This window comes from uncultured Adlercreutzia sp., assembly GCF_958431955.1.
Taxonomy (GTDB): domain Bacteria; phylum Actinomycetota; class Coriobacteriia; order Coriobacteriales; family Eggerthellaceae; genus Adlercreutzia.
Window position 1 is genome coordinate 12,218 of record NZ_CAUASN010000033.1, and the last position, 18,236, is coordinate 30,453.

Sequence of the window (18,236 nt, forward strand, 5' to 3'; positions counted from 1 at the left end):
CAATGGCCGATCGGTTCCCCAGGCGTGCCCATGGGCGCCTGCGGAGCCGCAGACGGCCACGAGAAAAGAAAGAACCCGCCGAAGCGGGTTCTGCAAGTTTCTGGCTCCCCGGGTAGGATTCGAACCTACAACCCTTCGGTTAACAGCCGAATGCTCTGCCGTTGAGCTACCGAGGAATGTCGGCGGGGCTTCTCGCCCTCAGCGCAAGATAGAATTATACCGAAGCACCACGGGTTTGCAAGAACTTTTTTGCCCGGATGCAAAATCGGCTTCGTGCGGCACCCTTACGCGCGCCGCACCAGGTAGCAGTGGTGGATGCGGGGGTTGCGCTCGAAGTCGTGCGGAATGGTGCTCGCCGTGATGTCCTCGATCTGCACGCCCGCGCGCGCCAGCGTCTCGGCGTCGGGCTTGAAGGTGCGCAGGTTGCACGAGAACACCGCCACGCCCTCGGGCGCGAGCAGACGAGAGACGCCGATGAGCAGCTCGGCGTGGTCGCGCTGCACGTCCCACGTGCGCCGGCCCATGGCCTTGGAATTCGAGAACGTGGGCGGGTCCACGAAGATAAGGTCCCACTGGCGCCGCTCGCGCCGGGCCTCCTGGATCCAGCGCACCACGTCGGCGCGCACGAGCTCGTGACGCGGCCGGCGACCGGCGCCACCGCGAGACGCCCCGCCGCGGCCGTCCCGCTCAGAGGCGAGGGCGGCGGGAAAGCCGTTGGCCTCCAGGTTGCGGCCGGCCCAGTCGAGGTAGGTCTGGGAGAGGTCCACCGTGGTAGTGGACGCCGCGCCGCCGGCCGCCGCATGCAGGGTCGCGACCCCCGTGTAGGCGAACAGGTTCAGGAAGCGCTTGCCCTCGGCCATATCCCCCACCATCTCGCGGGTCAGGCGGTGGTCGAGGAAGATGCCCGTATCGAGGTAGCCGCCCAGATCGATCTCGCAGAGCAGGCCGTCCTCGGTCGTATGGGTCACGTAGCTGCGGCCGCCGGCGTCGCGGTACTGGCCGCCGCCGCGGGCCCGCACGCGCGCCTTGGAGAAGACGTGGTCGGGCCGGATGCCGAGCACTGCGGGCACCACGGCGAGCACGTCCTCGAAGCGAGCGCGGGCCACGGCCTCGTCCACCGACTTGGGCGCGGCGTACTCGGCCACGTGGGCGTAGAGGATGCCCTCGGATTCCGCCGCGCCCTCGTACAGGTCGATGGCGCAGGCGTACTCGGGCAGGTCGGCGTCGTAGAGGCGGTAGCAGCGCACGCCCTCGCGCGCGGCCCACTTACGACGCTCGCGGGCCACCTTGCGCAGGCGGGCGGCGAACTGGGCCGCGCCGGCGTCGTTCACCTCCACGGAAAGCTCGGTGCCCCCGGCGGGGTTGGGCACGGCTATGGCGACCGGCTCCCGCGGGGGCGCGTCGAAGGCCTCGATGACGGCCTCGGTGCGCCCGGCTCCGATGGCAAGCCGCTTGCCCGGCGCCGAGCCGAAGCGCGACGCGAACGCGCCAGGACCCGTGAAGCCGAAGCGCGAGCCGGCCGGCGCGCGCCGCGCGGCGGCCACGCAGGCGGCCTGCTCGGCCACGGCGCGGGCGTCATCGTCCCGGGAGGGCGGCGCCGCGTTCGCGACGATGAGCGCCGCGCCCTCCCCCGCCGTGCGGGCCACCGCGCAGGCCAGGCGCTCCTCCACCGCCGCCGCAGCGTCGCCCGCGGCCGCCTCCACGCTGGCCACGGCCCGAAGGCCTGCGGCCCGCAGGTGCTGGCGGGCGCGCGCGATGGCCGGCGACGACTCCGAGAGCCCCACCACGACCACGCTCTCCTGATCGGGCGCCTCCGAGGCCGCGCGAATCGTCCGCTCGGCACCGAGCACGCGCTCAAGGCCCGCTTCCAGGCGGTCGTCGGCCTCGGCGAGCATGTCGTCCCACGCCTCGGCGTCGGTGCAGGCCCAGCCGGAGAAGCCCCAGCGGTCGCGCACGAGACCGGGTGCCTGGTCCACGAGCATCCCCGCCGCCTCGCACACGAGGATGCCGTCGTCGGCAGCCGGATCGATAAGGCCCCAGCCCTCCTTGAGCAGCGCGCCCGCATCGAGCGCGGCCAGAAGCGCCGCGGCCTGGGCCACGGCCACGGGGGCATCGGCCCCGTCGCGGTCGTCCAGGTAGCTGCGGCGCGAGAGCGAGCGGCCCGACAAATCCAGCGACACCGTCGCGCGGGCGCCCTTCAGGCGCACCTCGATGAGCGCGTCGGGGCTCGCTGCATCCACGTCGGGGCGGCTTCCCCGCGCCTCGACCAGGCGGTCGCACAGGGCGTCTTTCACCTTGAGGGCCGTGAACTGGGTGTTGCGCAGCTCGTCATTGGTGCCGTGGGCCCGCACGGCGATACTGGCGCCGGGCGCGATCTCGTCCTCCCAGGCAAGCTCGTACACCCCGGTGTACAAGGCCTCGGCGTCGCGGGCGCCCACGCGGCCCACCACCGTGTTCACACGGCCGGCCAGCCGCGACCACAGGCACACGCGCAAGCCCGCAGCCGGCTTCCCGTAGAAGGCTGCGCCGCCGGCCAGCGGCCGCACCTTGCGCACCCCGAGGCCTCGCAGCTCGTCGGCCAGAAGGCCCTCCACGCCCGGCGGGCATGTCGCGAAGAACTCGATTGCGTCTCTCTCGTCAACCACGGATCGCTCCTCCATGCAAAGTCGTTTTGAAAAAATGGCCAAAAAGCACCTCGAGTGCGCGCAGGAACCCCTCTCTGCGACGAGATCTGGCGCCCTGAAGGGCGTTTCGATGCAGATCAGGCGTCGGAATATGCCGAGAACGGCATATTCCGACGCGATGGGAGCGCAGTCGAGGCTGTTTTTGGCCACAAAATGAAATCGGCTTGCCGAAACCGCCCATCTCGGCCCGCCGAAGCCGCCCATCATAAGAATCGCCCGCAGCCGGCAGCTGCGAGCGATTGGGTGCTTAGTCTTCCAGGTAGTCCTTCAACTTGCTGGAGCGGGAGGGGTGCCTCAGCTTCGCCAGCGTCTTGGACTCGATCTGGCGGATGCGCTCGCGGGTGACGCCGAACTCGCGTCCGACCTCCTCCAACGTGCGCGGATGGCCGTCCTCCAGGCCGAAGCGCAGGCTGATCACCTTGCGCTCGCGCTCGGCAAGGCCCTCGAGCACCTTGGCCAGCTGCTCCTGCAGCATGGAGAAGCTCGCGGCGTCGGGGGGCACCACAGCGGCGTCGTCCTCGATGAAGTCACCGAGCTGGGAGTCCTCCTCCTCGCCGATGGGAGTTTCCAGGCTCACCGGCTCCTGGGAGATCTTCTGGATCTCGCGCACGCGCTCGGCGGTCAGTCCCATCTCCTCACCGATCTCCTCGGGAGTTGGCTCGCGGCCGAGCTCCTGCAAAAGCTGGCGCTGGATGCGCACGAGCTTGTTGATGGTCTCGACCATGTGCACGGGAATGCGGATGGTGCGGGCCTGGTCGGCGATGGCGCGGGTGATGGCCTGGCGGATCCACCAGGTGGCGTAGGTGGAGAACTTGAAGCCCTTGGTGTAGTCGAACTTCTCCACCGCGCGGATGAGGCCGAGGTTGCCCTCCTGGATGAGGTCGAGGAACAGCATGCCGCGGCCCACGTAGCGCTTGGCGATGGAAACCACGAGGCGCAGGTTGGCCTCGATGAGCTGCTGCTTGGCGTCCAGGCCCACCTGCTCGATGCGGGAGAGGCGGCGCTTCTCGCGGCGCTCGAGCTCCACACCGTCGGCCTCGGCCTTCTCCAGCTCCTCGGTGGCGGCCACGCCGGCCTCGATCTTCATGGCGAGATCGATCTCCTCGGCGGCGGTCAGCAGCGGCACCTTGCCGATCTCCTTCAGGTACATGCGCACCGGGTCGCCCGTGAGCATGGTCACGCCGGCGTCGGGGTTGCGCTTGGCCCGGGCCCGAGCACGGGTGCGCGGCGTCACCTTGGGCAGCGACGCGGCCTCCACGGTGGCCTTCAGCTCGTCCTCGGGGATGCCGTCCAGCAGATCCTCCTCGGAATCGATGCCGGCTTCGATCTTGTCCTCGGTCAGATTGTCGGAAGAGGAGTCGCTCGCGGCGCTCGCGGGGGGCTCCTCGGTGTCCATATCGTCGTCGTCCAGGTCGTCCATCTCCTCGACGTCCTCGGTCACCACAACTTCGTTGTCGTTCTCAGGATTCTTGGCAGCATCAGCCACGGAAAGGTCCTTTCTCTGGTGTCCGCGCCCGATTTTGGGCATGAAAATGCAATTCTGGCGCAGAGATACAGCAGAGAAGAATACTACAAACCGCAGGTGCCTTCAAGAGAAAAGCGGCCAGAAGTTCGCATCTTACAGCATTCGGGAAAATGCGCGGAATCCCCACAGAGGCCGCCGGCCGGACCGAGGCGGCACGCCCGAGGCGAGCGCGACAAGGCGTCGCGCCAGGACGAACCCGGCGGCGAGACAACGCGTCAGGACGAACCCGGCGGCATGGGGCACCATAGGCCGCAGGGACCTCAGGCACAAAGGCGCCCCGTGGCAGATTGATGGTACAATGCGGGCTACCACACTGCGTCGATCCCCTCGTGGGAGGCGCTCGCAACTGAATACGGCGCGATGGGTCATGCGCACCCGTCGCCGATGCCCCGCGTACGGGGCTTATCTGCGGCCGAACCATTGATAAGGAGGGTATCTGCCTGTCCGGTGGTTCGCCGTGTTTCGTGCGCCCCGACGCAGTGTGGTAACTGTGGCGGATACCCTCCTTACCTTTGCATGGGTCCTCCGCTCAGCTGATCCGCCCGCTGCCGAGAGGAACCGCCGTGCCCCTCTATCGACTCATCGCCCCAGCTGTACCTACGCCCCGGCCGGGCAGACGCGTGCCAGCGTCGCCTCCCGCAGCTACGGCCCAACTGGGCGACTGCGCGTCGACAACGCTTCCCCATCTTGGCACAAACCACGGGAGGGCTCCCCCATGACGTAATCATTATCGCAGGTCACCCACACACTTTGTTGCGCAACAAAATACCGCTCCTCACGCTTAATATCGTACTGTCGCGACCGCGGAGGAGCGCGGGAACGCCCGTTGGAAAAGGAGAAGAAAATGGGACTGGAATTGATCATCATCTTTGCTGTGATCGTCATTGCCTTTATGGCGTTTTGCGTATGGCTGCTCGCCATACACTCATTCATTGAGGTCGTGAAGATGAAGGGGCACCATCAGGAGGGAGCGACCACTCTTTGGCTCATCGGCCTTTTCGCCTCACCCATCGTGCTGGGACTCTACGCGGCAGCCCTGCCCGATCGCAATGCAACTGTCGCAACCAAGGCCGCCGCGCCCAATCCGGCCGACGAACTGCCCGCCATCTAGAACGGGGGGAACCATGGCGAACTTCAAAGTCATATTCCGCAGCGATAACCAGGATGCGGCCACCGCACCAGGATGGGAGCCGGGATGTCCGCTGCTCATCAACGCCGTGCAGGTGTCGCGCAACACCGATACCAGCCAGTGCTTTCTGCAGCTGAAGCTGTCGAACCTCTCCAGCGAGATAGTAAGCAGCTACGAGCTGCAAGTCGATGTGGCCTATGCCGACGGCACCACCGAAACCGTGGATCTGAAACCCCTAGATGCCGACATCCAGCCGGGGCAGACATGCCGTCCCGACCCAGTACTGCTCTCGGGCTCAGACATTTTGGGCGCGACCGCCCGGGTCATCGCGGTATCCCAACCGAACGGATCGTGGCACACTACCAGTGCCGCAAAGTCCATCCCCGTCGGCGAACCGCTCGAATTGGAGCAGTTCGCGGCCATCGAGCGCAAGCGCCTTTTGGTCGACCTCGGAAAGGATCCCGACGACTACAGCCGCCGTATTGTGGAGGGCGAGGACTGGTGGGTGTGCCCCTGCGGCACGCCTAACGTCGGCCGGAGCACCTGCTGCGCCTGCGGCATGAACCGCGAAGCCCTGAAGAACCTAGAGGACGAAACCTATCTGCACGCCAAGGCCGAGGAAAGGAAGGTCGCCGAGAAGGCCAGGGAGGGCAAGCGGAAGCGGCTTGCTATCGCAGTAATTGCCATTGCTCTCGTGGCGCTAAGCGCATGCCTTCTCAATCAGCTCGTCATTCAGCCCGAGCTGCAGCGCCAAGCTGATGAACAGAACCGTCAAGCAGCCGCAGAGCAGCAAGCAGAGGCGCAGCGGCAGGCGGAGGAGAGACGGCAGACTTTCATAAACGAAGAGCGCTCTTGCTCGGCCCTCGTCTCTATGACGAGAACTCGCACCGCCGTAAACCAACTGGAAAGTACAACAGTCTACACGCTGGACCAGAAGGGCAACATCGTTGCAGCATCGCGTGTCTTCGAAGAGACGGGTGCCACCCAAATCGTGAACATCTCGGTGGACGACCTCGGTTTTCCTCGAGCAGTAACTGACGAGAGCGGCGCAACGATCAGTGAATTCTCCATCGATAAGACCAGCAGTGTGGGACTCCCCCTTCAAGTCACCCAAACAACGGCTGATGGCACAACGGTCTCTTACACATTTGCCTATGATCAGGCAAACAACCTCTCCTTCTTTGAGCAAAGTATCGGTGATCAGTTCTTTGATATAACAAAAGCCGACGGAGACTGGCAGAGGAGCTGTTCCCTCGAAGCCGCCTCCACCCCTGCTCTTGTGTTAAATGAGGGGTATTATAGGGATTTTTCGGGCCGCACCACTGTTGATAAGGAAATGGGCGACAACGACCGTCTTCTTATGTACCGGGCGGCGGGATCAAAATTCGAGTATGCTTACGAATCGATCTCCAACGCCTCACCTTGGGCAGCCATCGTGGCTCAAATGCCCGTAGAGGACGCACCGCTTCCCTACAATATCTGGCTCGGGATCGAATAGCACCAGGCGTCCGCGAGCCGCACAGCGCAAACTTTTCTGAGAGGGCGGGGCGCTTGAGACCATGCGCCCCGCCCTCCAATAATTGTGCGCAGACGTAAGCCCCCCGCTCAGCCCGGATAGCCCTCGATGAGGAGGAAGGTGGTGGAGGCGGCGAGGCGCAGCTGGTCGCCGGGGGCCACGGGCACGGGGGCGGGCTGCCAGCCGTCGCGCTGGCCGCGCGGAGGCTCCACCACGGTCTCCTCGCCGGTGAGGCCGCTCACGAGCACGGTGCCGTGACGGGCGTCGCAGCCCTCCACGAACCAGGCTCCGTCCGCGTCGCGCCAGATGCGGGCATGGCGCCCCGACACGTCGGGCCCGACCTCATTGGCCGCGCCCTCGGTGAGGGCCAGCGTCCCCACCTCGGCGCCGGTGACCGAGGGCTCCACCCACTGCGGCGCCCCCACCACCACGCCATCCGCAATGCGCAGCAGGCCGAGCCAGCGCAACGGCTCGCCTTCGCCCGCTGCGGGCGAGACGGCGCCCGGCGCGGCGAGGGTCGGCGGCGGAGTGACGAGCCCTCCCCCGTGCATCGCGTCGGCGAAATCGCGCGCCTCGGCTACCGCCCGGCGCACATCGGCCGTGCAGGCCGCCGTCACCAGCAGCACCAGGGCCACCTCGGCCCGCTCGTCGGCCGTAAGCGCCCCCTCGCAGGCGATGCGCTCGAGCATGTTGCGATACACCGTGGGGTTCTGGCCGTGCACCCGCAGGGCGTCGTCCATGGCGCGGCCCGCCTCGCCGCACACGATGCCCAGGATTGCCTCGCCGGAAAGCGCGCGCTTGCTGCGCGACTTCACCCGCGCCAGGAGGCGCAGCGCGCCCACGGCGTAGTCGCAGAAGTACCGATCGGTGAGCGTGGCCGGCGGCGCGTGCACGATGAACCGCGACACCCAGGTGCGGTCGCCCACCCGGCTCTGCGGGCTGCGACCGTCCGAGAGCGGCCGCCCGGACAGCAGCATGGTCGCCAGCTCCTTGTGGCTGACGCCGCATTGGCGCTTCGCCAGATCGAACAGCACCGATACCGGGGTTATCTCCGTCGGGGTCATGCGGTCTCCTCTTCCCTATCGTCCATCAGCTCGTACTCGGCCTCGGTCTCCTCCGCACGATCGCCGTCGGGAAGGAGGGCGGCCTCGGAACAGGATCCGGATTCGGGCGCGGGCCCAAGCCCGGGCCCGGGCGCAGGCTCGGGTTCGAGCTCGGGGGCACACCCGCGCGAGGCCGCGGGCAGTCCATCCGGCGCCGCCGCATCGTCCCCGCCCCAAGGCAGCACGGGCCGCGCGGCAGCACCGGTGCGCGGGCGGATTGCACGCGGCGGCGCGAGGGCGCAGTCGGCCACGAGCAGCGGAAGGGGCGCGGCGGCGCACAGGAGGAGCGTCGCGTACAGGGCCTCCTCCACCGCCGCGCTCGGCCAAGCCGTGAGCGCCACGAGCATGCCGGCCACGGTGGCGCCCAGAAGATCGCCGAGAACCCCGCTCGCAAGGCCGAGGATCGTGTTCGAAGCACGTCCGCGCACGGCCAGCGCGCCGGCGAGCGGCAGCACGAGCACGAGGGCGGCCAGCGGGCCGGGCACAGGCCCCGACCACCACGGGCCGTCGGCAGGAAATGACACCGGCATGCCGTGGACGAGCACGCCCACGCCCGCCGCCGCGCCGAGCGCCACCGCAGCAGACAGCGCACGGAATGCCAGGCGGGCCGCCCGCCGCGTGCGGCCGCCCCGCCGCCCCCGGAAAGAGCCGCCGCCCAAGGGGCAGTCGGCCAGAGGCTCGCCGCGCAGGGCACGGGCCACGTTGTCCGGGTACTGGGAGCAGAACAGGGCCAGGGCATCGCGCACGGCGGCGGCCGAGGGGCGCGCGTCTTGCCTCGGGGCGAGGCAGACGTCCAGCAGGCCGGACAGCTGCCCGTCCACCGCCGAGAGCGCGAGCCGGATCTGGCCGGGCGCAGGCGCGCCGTCGAGCTCCGCGGCGGCGCGTCCCACTGCCACGGCCACCTCCGGCTCGCGCTCCAGAACCGAGCGCACGTCGGCAGCCGCGCTGTGGGGCCCCTCGGCGGCCGGGGCCGCGAACTCCGCCTTGAGACGCGCTGCCGTGAGGCCGCCCCGCTCGGCCCGGGCGCCGTAGCTGAGATCGTAGGGCGGGTGCCCCTCCAGCAGCGCGTAGACCACGCCGGCCGCGGCGTACACGTCCACCGCCGGGGAGCGGCGCAGGGCGGCATCGGCCCCGTCGTCGGCGAGCATCTCCGGCGGAGCGAAGTCGGCCGTGGCCCCGCCCATGGCGCCGAAGCGGCCCGTGAGCGAGGAATCGCCGCCGGAGAGCGCGGCGGCCGAGCCGAAATCGATGAGCACGAGCTGGAAGGAGCCCTCCTCCACCTGGTCGGCCAAGGAGAGCCGCGAGGTGTCCACCATGACGTTGCGCAGCGACACGTCCCGATGCGCGAGGCCGCGATCCAGGTAGGCCATGGACGCCAGAAGGTCGAACAGGTCGCGCCCGATGCGCGCCGCCGTCAGCGGCGAGAGGCGCCCCGCATCGTCCACGGCGAGCGAGCGAGCGGCCTCCTCGAGAGTGACGCCGTCTATCCACTCCATGACGATGGCCGGCTCGCCGTCCACGAGTCCCCGGCCGAACAGGCGCGGAAAGCCCCGCAGCGACGCGAGGGCGCGGTGGGCATCGTACTCGGCCTCGAAGGTGGCGCGAAGCGCGTCGGACAGGTCGCCATCGGACTCGCGGAGGCGCAGGCGCTTCACGGCGAAGCGCTCGCCGCGGGGGTTGAGGGCGCGCGCCACCTCCCCGATGCCGCCCCGACGTGCCGACGCCTCGTCGACGAGAAGCGTGGAGAAGCGCCGCTCGTGGGCCTCGCGATGCTCCGGAGCGACGTAGGCGGCCGGCTCGAAGGACGTCAGGCGCACCAGGCGCAGGCCCTCCCCGCCGGCACGTCCCGCCAGCGCCGCGGCGCGTCCTCCCGACGCGGGCACGGCCGTCACGGGCGCGCTCCGGCGCGATCGGCCTCGTAGGCTTCCATGGACGCCATCTGGCCGGTGCTCGAGTTCACGGTCACGCGCCCCGACCAGTAGTCGGCATTGGCCGCGGGATCCACGAAATAGCAGTTGCCCGACCAGGCGTTGCTCAGCTCGTAGAGCATCGTGGCCAGATCGCCGTAGGCGTTGTGCATCTGCGAGAAGTTCCCGCTGTAGCGCGAGGCGCCGTACATACACCCGTCGGAACGATCGCACGCGTAGCCCACCTGCATCGTCATATTGGAATCGGCCAGCTGCACCTCCCTCAGAAGCTCGGAGACCTTGGAGGCTGCGTCGATACGCGGCTGCAGCGGGACGGTCATACACAGCCGGTTGTAGTCGGCCACGCACTCGTACACCTTTGCGCCCTGGGCCTCCAGCACCGCGTACTCGCTGCGCAAGGTGTCGCGGATGCGCAGCTCCATGTCCTCGGGCACCGGGCCGCCCTCCTCCACGGGAACCACGGGCTCGGGAGGGCTCGGCTCGGGAGCGGAGCCTCCGCCGGAGCCGTCGCCGGAACCCGAGTTGCCCGAGCCGCCGGAGTTGCCGGAACCGTCCGAACCGCCGGAACCGCCAGGGCCGCCAGAGCTGCCGGAGCTGCCGGAGCTGCCCGAGCCGCCCGAACTGCCAGAGCCTCCCGAACCGCCCGAGCCGCCGGAGCCGCCAGACGCATCCGGAGAGCCGCTTGAAGGCGGTGCCGCAGAGGCATCGTCGCCGGGAGCGGGAGAGGTCGTGGGCAACGTGATAGGAGCGGCGCTGCCGCCGAGGCCGGGCAGCGACAGCAGGGACGCGCCGGCGCCCGCGGCAGCGGCCGAGGCCCCGCCTTCCGCACCCGCTGCGGCGCCGTCCGCGCCAAAGGCGCCTCCGGGCAGGGACGGCGTGGCGCCCGAGCCCTCGGCAGCACTTGAGGGCAGCAGCGAGCCGTCGGCCGCCGCATCGCCGTAGAGGGCCGCCGCGAGCGGGCCGGTCGGGCTGGCGCCGGCACCGCGAGCGGCCAAGTGACCCAGAAGGGGGCTTTCCGCCGCAAGGGACGGCACCGCCCCGGCATACAGCACCGCCCCGGCGCCCACGAGCCCCAGGGAAAACGTCAGGAGGCCGGCCAGAACCGGCGGCACCGATGCCCGGCGCAGCGCCCGGCCGACCCGGGGCCAACGGTGCAGGGAATCTCTCACGGTTCGCGCTCCTTCTTCGCCCACGCCGCCCGGGCATCCCGAAGAGCAGCGAGCTATTGACACAGTGTGGTAACGATGAGTATAACACACGGCATTGGACGTCCTTCCCCGCACAGATCCCCGTGCTGAATGCGTCCTACAGGAGGTCCACCGGGTCCACGTCGACGGCGGCGTTGACGCGGGGGTTGGCCTTGCGGGCGCGGAACAGGCGCGCGAGCGGCGCAGACAGGTCGGCGCCGAGGGGGGCCTTCACCACCACGTGGTAGCGGTAGGTGTTGCGCAGCTTCGACAAGGCGCAGGGCACCGCCGGCAGCACCGTCCAGCGCGGATCGCCCACCGTATCGTGGATGAGATCGGCCAGCTGGGCCCGCAGAAGCTCGGCCTCGGTGGCCACCTCGTGCTCGTCGGCGCCCCACACGAGGATATTGGCCATGGCCACGTAGGGCGGGTACTCCAGGAGCTTGCGTTTGGGCAGCTCGGCGCGCAAAAACATCCCGCGGTCGTAGCGGGCCGCCGCCTGGATGGCCACGGAGTCGGCCTCGTAGGTCTGCACCATGACGCGCCCGGGCAGCTCGGCGCGGCCGGCGCGGCCGGCCACCTGCTCGATGAGCTGGAAGGTGCGCTCGGGCGCCCGGTAGTCGGGCAGGTGCAGCTGGGTGTCGGCGTTGATGACGCCCACGAGCGTCACGTCGTCGAAGTCGAGGCCCTTGGCGATCATCTGGGTGCCGAGCAGCACCGCCGCCCGGGCCGCGCCGAAGCGCTCGAGCAGCTCCTGGTGCGCGCCTTTGGCCGTGGTGGTGTCGGCATCCATGCGGATGATGGGCACGTCGGGCCCCACGCCAGGCATCCCGTCCAAGAGCGCGCGCAGATCCGATTCCACCCGCTGGGTGCCGGCACCGAACTTCTTCAGGTAGGGGCTGCCGCACTCGGGGCACACGGGCGGCGCCGGCACCGTGTAGCCGCAGTGGTGGCACACGAGCTTGGCGCCCTGCTCGTGGTAGGTGAGGCTCGTCGCGCAATGCGGGCACTCGGGCACGAAACCGCAGTCGCGGCACAGGAGGAACTTCGCGAACCCGCGCTGGTTCAGCAAAAGCACGGCCTTGTGCCCCGCCGAGAGCTCGGCGGCAAGCGCCCGGGTGAGGCGCCCCGAGAACATGGAGCGCGCGCCCGAGGCGAACTCGGCGGCCATGTCCACCACCTCCACCGGCGGAAGCGGGCGGCCGTTGGCCCGCTCGGGCAGGTCGACGCTCGTCCAGGCGGGGTCCTTCGCCACCGCGTAGAGCGCCTCGATGGAGGGCGTGGCGCTGCCGAGCACCACCGCGCCGCCCGAGCGCGCCATCATCCAGCGGGCCACGTCGCGCGCCTGGTAGCGCGGGGCCGAGTCCTGCTTGTAGGAGCCCTCGTGCTCCTCGTCGATGACGATGAGCCCCACGTTGAAAAGCGGCGTGAACAGGGCGCTGCGGGCACCCACCACCACGCGCGCCGCGCCGCTTTTGATGAAATCCCACTGGTCGAAGCGCTCGCCGTCGCTCATGCGCGAGTGCATGACGGCCACCGCATCGCCGAAGCGGCCGCGGAAGCGCCCCACGGTCTGGGGCGTGAGAGAGATCTCCGGCACGAGCACGATGGCGGTGCGCCCCTCGACGAGCACCTCCTCGATGGCCCGCAGGTACACCTCGGTCTTGCCCGAGCCCGTCACGCCGTCCACGAGCACCACGTGCCCGCAGGCCGCCGCGCGGGCCTCCCCGATGGCCGCAAGCGCCGCGGCCTGCCCCTCGGTGAGCTGCGGCCGGGCGGCCCCGCGAGCGGCAGCTGCGGAACCGGAATCGGAGACGGCATCGCCGGCCTCCTGCGCGAGGGGAGCGCCGCGGCCGGCGACGGCAGGCGCATCGCCGGCGCCCGCAGCGCCCGCGGCCTCCATGCCCCGCATGCGGCGGCGTCGCTCCACGACCACGGCGCCCTTCTCCCCCAGCGCCTTTAAGGTGGAGCCCACCGAGCCGAACTCGCGGGCGAGCTCGGCCACGCGCACGTCCCCCGCGCCCACCGCGGCGAGCACCTGCTGCTGCTTCACCGCGTTCTTGCGCGGCGTGAACTCGTCGAAGGCCGGCCCTCGGGTGACCCAGCGGTCGTCCACCTCGCCGACCTTCGGCTCCTCGAGCCGCCAGCGCCCGTCGCGCCCGCGCACCACCCGCGGCACCGCGCCCGGCGGCGTGAACAGGCGCACGCAGCTGGAGAGGGGCGCCACGTAGCGCTCGGCGATGTACTGGGCGCAGGCCGCTCCTTCCTCGTCGAAGAACGGGCCGGCGAGCACCGCCTCCACCTGGCGCAGCTCGGACACCGCCAGGGGGTTGCCCCACAGATCGGTTCCCTCCCCCGGCGCCGCGGCGGCCTCCTCCAAGCCCACCACGTAGCCCACGGCCTTGCGGCCGCCCAAGGTCACGAGCACGGCACAGCCGACTGAAGCCGCCATATCGTCGGGCACGGCGTAGGAATAGGGCGCGTCGAGCGCCTGGGTGGGAATATCGACTATGACGGAGGCAATGAACATGGGAACAGTATAACGCACCCGCCCGCGGACGCGCCCTCCCTACCCCGTGAGGTCGGCGTAGGCGAAGGGCACGAGAAGGCCCAGGTCGTCGGGGGCCATGCGCACTTGGCAGCCCACTTTCCCGCCCGAGAAGTAGATCGTATCGAACAGCTGGGCGGTCTCGTCCACGAAGGTGGCGAAGCGCTTCTTCATGCCGATGGGCGAGCAGCCGCCGTGCACGTAGCCGGTGAGCGGCAGAAGGTCGCGGGCGCGCACCATGGCCACGGCCTTCTCGCCGGCGGCCGCGGCGGCCTTCTTCAGGTCCAGCTCGCAGGCCACGGGCACGAGGAACACGTAGTGCTCGCCGGATTTTCCCTCGGTGACGAGGGTCTTGAACACGGCGTCCACCTCCTCGCCCTGGGACTGGGCGATCTCGACCCCGGTCATCGCGGGGTCGGCCTCGAAGAAGAGCGCCTCGTGGGCGATGCCCGCCGCGTCCAGCTCGCGCAGGGCGTTGGTCTTGTGGTCTTTGGGAGCGCGGGCCATACAGCTACCTCCGGCCGCCCTTCTTCCCCTTCTTGCCCTTGCGCGCCGCGGCCTCGGCCTCCTCGGCGAGGCGGCGGTGCTGCACCTGGGCGCGCCAGGCGGCCACGCATCCCCCGATGAAGCACACGGCGCCCAGGCCGACGGAGGTGGCGAGCCACACCCCGCCCATGCCCATCCAGAAATCGAGCGGGTACATGGAGATGAGCAGCGAATCGTAGCTGAACGTCCAGGTGCCGTCCACGAAGAACAGCGAGTGGAAGGCGGCGAACAGGCCGTTGAAGTCCACGATGCCCCACACGCCGAGCACGGCGAGCAGCGCCACGAGGAAGGCCGGCCCCATGCGCAGCATGAAGGCCAGCGCCGCCCACTGGCGACGCACGCCCAGAAGCACGGCCACGATAAGCGCGGCCACCCCGATCATGCCGAGCCAGGAGCTCGCGCCCGTGATGAGGCGGTTGCAGTCCTCCAGGTGGCTCACGGCCGCCGCGTCGAGCGCGTAGCGGTCGGACACCTTCGCGAGCGCGTCCATGGTGGAAAGCGCCGTGCCGTCCCCCTCGAGGGCCGTGCGGGCCGCCTGGGTCCACTCCCCCGCCTTTGGGGCGCCCTCGGCGCTCGCCGCGCGGGCCGTCTCCACCACCGAGGCGGCCAGGCCCTCGGCGGCCGCTTCGGCGTCGCGGTGCGGGTCCACCGTGAAGGAGCGGGTGATGCCGGCGAGCTCCACGAGCTCATCGTGGGTGTAGGGGGACTCATTCCCCTGGCTCACCGCGCCGGCGAGCGAAGTGGTGATGCCGGGCAGGCAGCAGACGGCGAAGCCGCACACGAGCAGCGTGACGGCAAGCACGGTGGCGCCGATGCCGGCGAGAATGCTGTTCGATCCCATTTACAGCTCCAGCCCGTCGGGGTTGTCGCAGTCGACCCACAGGGAGGCCGCCGTCATGCCGTCGTTGGTCTTGCTGATGGTGGGGTGCGGCCCCAGGCGGCTGAACACGCCCTGGAAGTGCCCGTTGTACAAGTATAGGCCGTTCATGTTGTTGTAGGGCACCGGCTCGCTTTCCACCGCGCCGTCGGGCATCTCGTCGATACCGGCGTCAGGCGGCAGCGTGTCGGTCTTGAAGGGGCGGATGTAGCGCTGCACGATGAAGGGGTAGCCGGCGCGCTCGTTCGCGAACTCATCGATGACGCGCTCCCACTCCTGCTGCGTCACCTCGCAGCCGGCGTACACGTTGTCAGCGCCGTAGTGGTCGGTGGGCTTCACGATCCACTCGTCCTTGTTCGCGCGGATCTGGCCGAGGTTCACCACCGACTCGTCGAGAAACGCCGTCATGGGCACCGTGGCCTCCACAAACGCGATCTCCTCCTCGGTGAGGAAGGCCTGGGTCTCGGGCTTGAACAGCACCTCGAACAGCTGCTTGTCGTGCACGATATGACCCGAGAAAGCCCCGATGAGCGCCACCTTCCGGGCGCGCACCGCATTGATGAGCGCCTGAGAGTCGTCCCAGAACTCCAGCACGTCGTTGGTGACCGACCGCCGCCAGATGGCGTTCACGGGAAGCCCGTCGGGGGTGGCGAGCACCTCGCCGTCGAAGACGAGGTCGCGCACATCGGCCACGACGCATTCCACACCGGCCTCGCGGAACTTCTCGGCGAAGATGTGGAACTCGTCCACCACGCCGTTCTCCAAATAGTCGCAGATGGCGATGCGGGGGTTCTCCACCTTGAAGCGGTAGGTGTCGTAGATGCTTAAGAAGGTGCGCACCCACGGCTCGAACAAATCGCAGCCTTGCACGGTGTGGCTCTCGGAGAAGACGCGGAGGGTCTCGGTGTCCTTGATGGAGTTCGTGATCTCGCGGTTCTCGTTCATGCCGGCGCTCCCGTCGCCGTTGAACTCGCAGAAGTGGATGCGGTAGTCGTCCTCGTTCAGGAACGTGTCCACGCGCGCGAAGGGCAGCACCGCGTCGTAGTCGCGGGGCAAAAGAATGAGCTCCACGAGCCGCTCGTCGAAATCGAAGAGCTTGCGGTACTCCTCATCGGCCCGGTAGCGCTCGATGACCTTGCACAAGATGCGGTGGCACGTCTCGGCGGTATCGCGCATGGCCTCGTAGGACTTCTGGTTGAACAGGCGCGGCACGAAGGAGGAGGCCACCACCTTATGGTGCACGATGGCCGTGGAGCCCTGCATGTAGTCGTAGGCGGCGCGACGATCCTCCACCGCCCCGTCCAGCTCGTCGATGATCTGGAAGTACTCGCGCGTGTAGTCGGCATTAGTGGGCATGAAGGCTCCGTCCCTCGACGTTTGCATATCCGCATAAGTGTAGCACGTCGGCGGCGCGCCGCGCCTTCCGTATGGTTTCTGTATCCTTCCCCGTCGGTGTTCTTGCACCGCGCCCCCATCCCCGATAGTATGGGCAATCGCGCGCCTTGGCCCGCATGGCCCGCGCGCACCATATTATCCAGAGTCGGGGTAGAGAGTTGGCTCGCCGATCCCGACACCAACCTGACGCGCCTCGCCCGCGGGCGGCCGCCAAGGTGGTCCGGCCAACAGCGATAAGAAAGGAACCTCATGACCGAGAACCGCACGAGCTACCTGTTCACCTCCGAGTCGGTGACCGAGGGGCACCCCGACAAGATCTGCGACCAGATTTCCGACGCCATCCTGGACGCCATCCTGGCCAAGGAGATCGCGCTTTCCGAAGAGGGATACATCGCCCCCGACGGGGCGCCGGCCGACCCCACCAAGTTCCGCTGCGCCTGCGAGACGCTCGTGACCACGGGCACCGTGTTCGTCACCGGCGAGATCCGCACCCAGGCCTACGTGGACGTGCAGTCCATCGTGCGCGACGTGGTGTGCGGCATCGGCTACGACCGCGCCAAGTACGGCTTCGACGGCAACACCTGCGCCGTGATGAGCTCCATCCACGAGCAGTCCGCCGACATCGCCCAGGGCGTGGATGAGTCCTTCGAGGCCCAGCACGACGCCGCCGCGGCCGCCGACCCCTACGAGACCATCGGCGCGGGCGACCAGGGCATGATGTTCGGCTACGCCTGCAACGAGACGAGCACCCTCATGCCCATGCCGATCTATCTGGCCCACCGCCTCTCCGAGCGCCTGACCGAGGTGCGCAAGAACGGCACGCTGGAGTTTCTGCGCCCCGACGGCAAGACCCAGGTGTCGGTGCGCTACGTGGACGGGGTGCCCACGGCCGTGGAGAAGGTGGTCGTGTCCACCCAGCACGCCGAGGACATCGAGCAGGACGCCCTGCGCGAGGCCATCGTCGAGACGGTCATCCGCCCGGTGTTCGAGGCCGAGGGGGTGGAGCTGGCCGAGGACTGCGAGATCTATGTGAACCCCACCGGCCGCTTCGTCATCGGCGGCCCCATGGGGGACGCGGGCCTCACGGGCCGCAAGATCATCGTGGACACCTACGGCGGCATGGGCCGCCACGGCGGCGGGGCCTTCTCGGGCAAGGACTGCACCAAGGTGGACCGCTCGGCAGCCTACGCGGCGCGCTGGGTGGCGAAGAACGTGGTGGCCGCCGGGCTCGCCGATCGCTGCGAGGTGCAGATCGCCTACGCCATCGGCGTGGCCCAGCCGGTGAGCGTGATGGTGGACACCTTCGGCACCGAGCACGTGCCCGTCTCCGACATCGAGCGCGCCGTGGCCGAGGTGTTCGACCTGCGCCCCGGCGCCATCATCGACGCGCTGGATCTGCGCCGCCCCATCTACCAGAAGACGGCCGCCTACGGGCACTTCGGCCGCGAGCTTCCCGAGTTCACCTGGGAGGCCACCGACCGCGCCGACGCCCTGCGCGCGGCCTGCGGGCTGGAGTAAGGGCTGCGAATCGGGGCGTTCCCACTGGGGCGTCCCCCCGGCGGGGAACGCCTCGCGGCGCTGCAATGGCAGAGCGGAGAGGAAGCGTCGGGCGTCCTGACCGAGCGAGTTCCGCAGCGACTGGAAATGTCCAGTGGACATTTCCACCAAGCGAGGACTGTCTGAGCGAATCAGGATGCTCGACGCTTCCGACCGGCAAAGAGCCGCAACAACAAGGGCCCCTGATGAACTGCACCCCAGTTCTTGGACGGGCTAATAAGAACTAAGCTGCAAGGGACTG

At 69.0% G+C, this 18,236-nt stretch carries 12 protein-coding genes and 1 tRNA gene; 3 read left to right on the forward strand and 10 right to left on the reverse strand.

From position 1 onward, the window contains the following. Window positions 1–101 precede the first annotated feature (101 nt). The 3 genes from Q5064_RS09225 to rpoD all read right to left on the reverse strand — a co-directional run bounded on the left by Q5064_RS09225 (window position 102) and on the right by rpoD (window position 4,080). Window positions 102–176 (reverse strand) — tRNA-Asn (locus Q5064_RS09225). A gap of 108 nt (window positions 177–284) precedes the next feature. Next, entirely contained in the window at window positions 285–2,645 is a 2,361-nt protein-coding gene (gene rlmKL, locus Q5064_RS09230; RefSeq protein WP_302964090.1) for a bifunctional 23S rRNA (guanine(2069)-N(7))-methyltransferase RlmK/23S rRNA (guanine(2445)-N(2))-methyltransferase RlmL, read from the reverse strand. 286 nt (window positions 2,646–2,931) lie between these two features. Then, window positions 2,932–4,080, reverse strand: coding sequence for an RNA polymerase sigma factor RpoD (gene rpoD, locus Q5064_RS09235; protein ID WP_302964106.1), 1,149 nt, complete (start codon window positions 4,078–4,080; stop codon window positions 2,932–2,934). 973 nt (window positions 4,081–5,053) lie between these two features. Here rpoD and Q5064_RS09240 point away from each other — a divergent pair. Beyond that, entirely contained in the window at window positions 5,054–5,320 is a 267-nt protein-coding gene (locus Q5064_RS09240; protein WP_302964092.1) for a hypothetical protein, read from the forward strand. Between the two features lie 13 nt (window positions 5,321–5,333). Beyond that, entirely contained in the window at window positions 5,334–6,836 is a 1,503-nt protein-coding gene (locus Q5064_RS09245; protein WP_302964094.1) for a hypothetical protein, read from the forward strand. A gap of 107 nt (window positions 6,837–6,943) precedes the next feature. On the opposite strand, the gene Q5064_RS09250 is transcribed toward Q5064_RS09245, so the two are convergent. The 7 genes from Q5064_RS09250 to Q5064_RS09280 form a co-directional block, all read right to left on the reverse strand. Further along, window positions 6,944–7,918 (reverse strand): FHA domain-containing protein, encoded by a 975-nt coding sequence (locus tag Q5064_RS09250; RefSeq protein WP_302964095.1) that lies wholly within the window; start codon window positions 7,916–7,918, stop codon window positions 6,944–6,946. After that, a complete protein-coding gene (locus Q5064_RS09255; RefSeq protein WP_302964096.1) occupies window positions 7,915–9,849 on the reverse strand; it encodes a hypothetical protein in 1,935 nt (644 codons plus the stop codon). Before Q5064_RS09255 ends, Q5064_RS09250 begins: the two co-directional genes overlap by 4 nt. After that, window positions 9,846–11,054, reverse strand: a complete 1,209-nt coding sequence (locus Q5064_RS09260; RefSeq protein ID WP_302964098.1) for a hypothetical protein — start codon at window positions 11,052–11,054, stop codon at window positions 9,846–9,848. Before Q5064_RS09260 ends, Q5064_RS09255 begins: the two co-directional genes overlap by 4 nt. 136 nt (window positions 11,055–11,190) lie before the next feature. After that, the gene (gene priA / locus Q5064_RS09265) at window positions 11,191–13,602 is read right to left on the reverse strand and encodes a primosomal protein N' (RefSeq protein WP_302964099.1); all 2,412 of its coding nucleotides are present in this window, start codon (window positions 13,600–13,602) and stop codon (window positions 11,191–11,193) included. 39 nt (window positions 13,603–13,641) lie between these two features. Continuing rightward, window positions 13,642–14,127 carry a Cys-tRNA(Pro) deacylase gene (ybaK, locus tag Q5064_RS09270; RefSeq protein WP_302964101.1) on the reverse strand — a complete coding sequence of 162 codons (486 nt, stop codon included), beginning with the start codon at window positions 14,125–14,127 and terminating at the stop codon, window positions 13,642–13,644. 4 nt (window positions 14,128–14,131) lie between these two features. After that, a complete protein-coding gene (locus tag Q5064_RS09275; protein ID WP_302964102.1) occupies window positions 14,132–15,007 on the reverse strand; it encodes a DUF1461 domain-containing protein in 876 nt (291 codons plus the stop codon). Then, window positions 15,008–16,399 (reverse strand): carboxylate--amine ligase, encoded by a 1,392-nt coding sequence (locus Q5064_RS09280; protein WP_302964103.1) that lies wholly within the window; start codon window positions 16,397–16,399, stop codon window positions 15,008–15,010. 288 nt (window positions 16,400–16,687) lie between these two features. On the opposite strand from Q5064_RS09280, the gene metK reads away from it, so the two are divergent. Beyond that, window positions 16,688–17,956, forward strand: a complete 1,269-nt coding sequence (gene metK / locus Q5064_RS09285; protein WP_302964105.1) for a methionine adenosyltransferase — start codon at window positions 16,688–16,690, stop codon at window positions 17,954–17,956. The last annotated feature ends 280 nt before the right edge of the window (window positions 17,957–18,236 follow it).

Coding starts and splice junctions, on each gene's coding strand:
- Q5064_RS09245 (WP_302964094.1), top strand. CDS start 5,334: ATGGCGAACTTCAAAGTCATATTCCGCAGCGATAACCAGGATGCGGCC.
- ybaK (WP_302964101.1), bottom strand. CDS start 14,127: ATGGCCCGCGCTCCCAAAGACCACAAGACCAACGCCCTGCGCGAGCTG.
- metK (WP_302964105.1), top strand. CDS start 16,688: ATGACCGAGAACCGCACGAGCTACCTGTTCACCTCCGAGTCGGTGACC.
- priA (WP_302964099.1), bottom strand. CDS start 13,602: ATGTTCATTGCCTCCGTCATAGTCGATATTCCCACCCAGGCGCTCGAC.
- Q5064_RS09240 (WP_302964092.1), top strand. CDS start 5,054: ATGGGACTGGAATTGATCATCATCTTTGCTGTGATCGTCATTGCCTTT.
- Q5064_RS09280 (WP_302964103.1), bottom strand. CDS start 16,399: ATGCCCACTAATGCCGACTACACGCGCGAGTACTTCCAGATCATCGAC.
- rpoD (WP_302964106.1), bottom strand. CDS start 4,080: ATGGACACCGAGGAGCCCCCCGCGAGCGCCGCGAGCGACTCCTCTTCC.
- Q5064_RS09250 (WP_302964095.1), bottom strand. CDS start 7,918: ATGACCCCGACGGAGATAACCCCGGTATCGGTGCTGTTCGATCTGGCG.
- Q5064_RS09275 (WP_302964102.1), bottom strand. CDS start 15,007: ATGGGATCGAACAGCATTCTCGCCGGCATCGGCGCCACCGTGCTTGCC.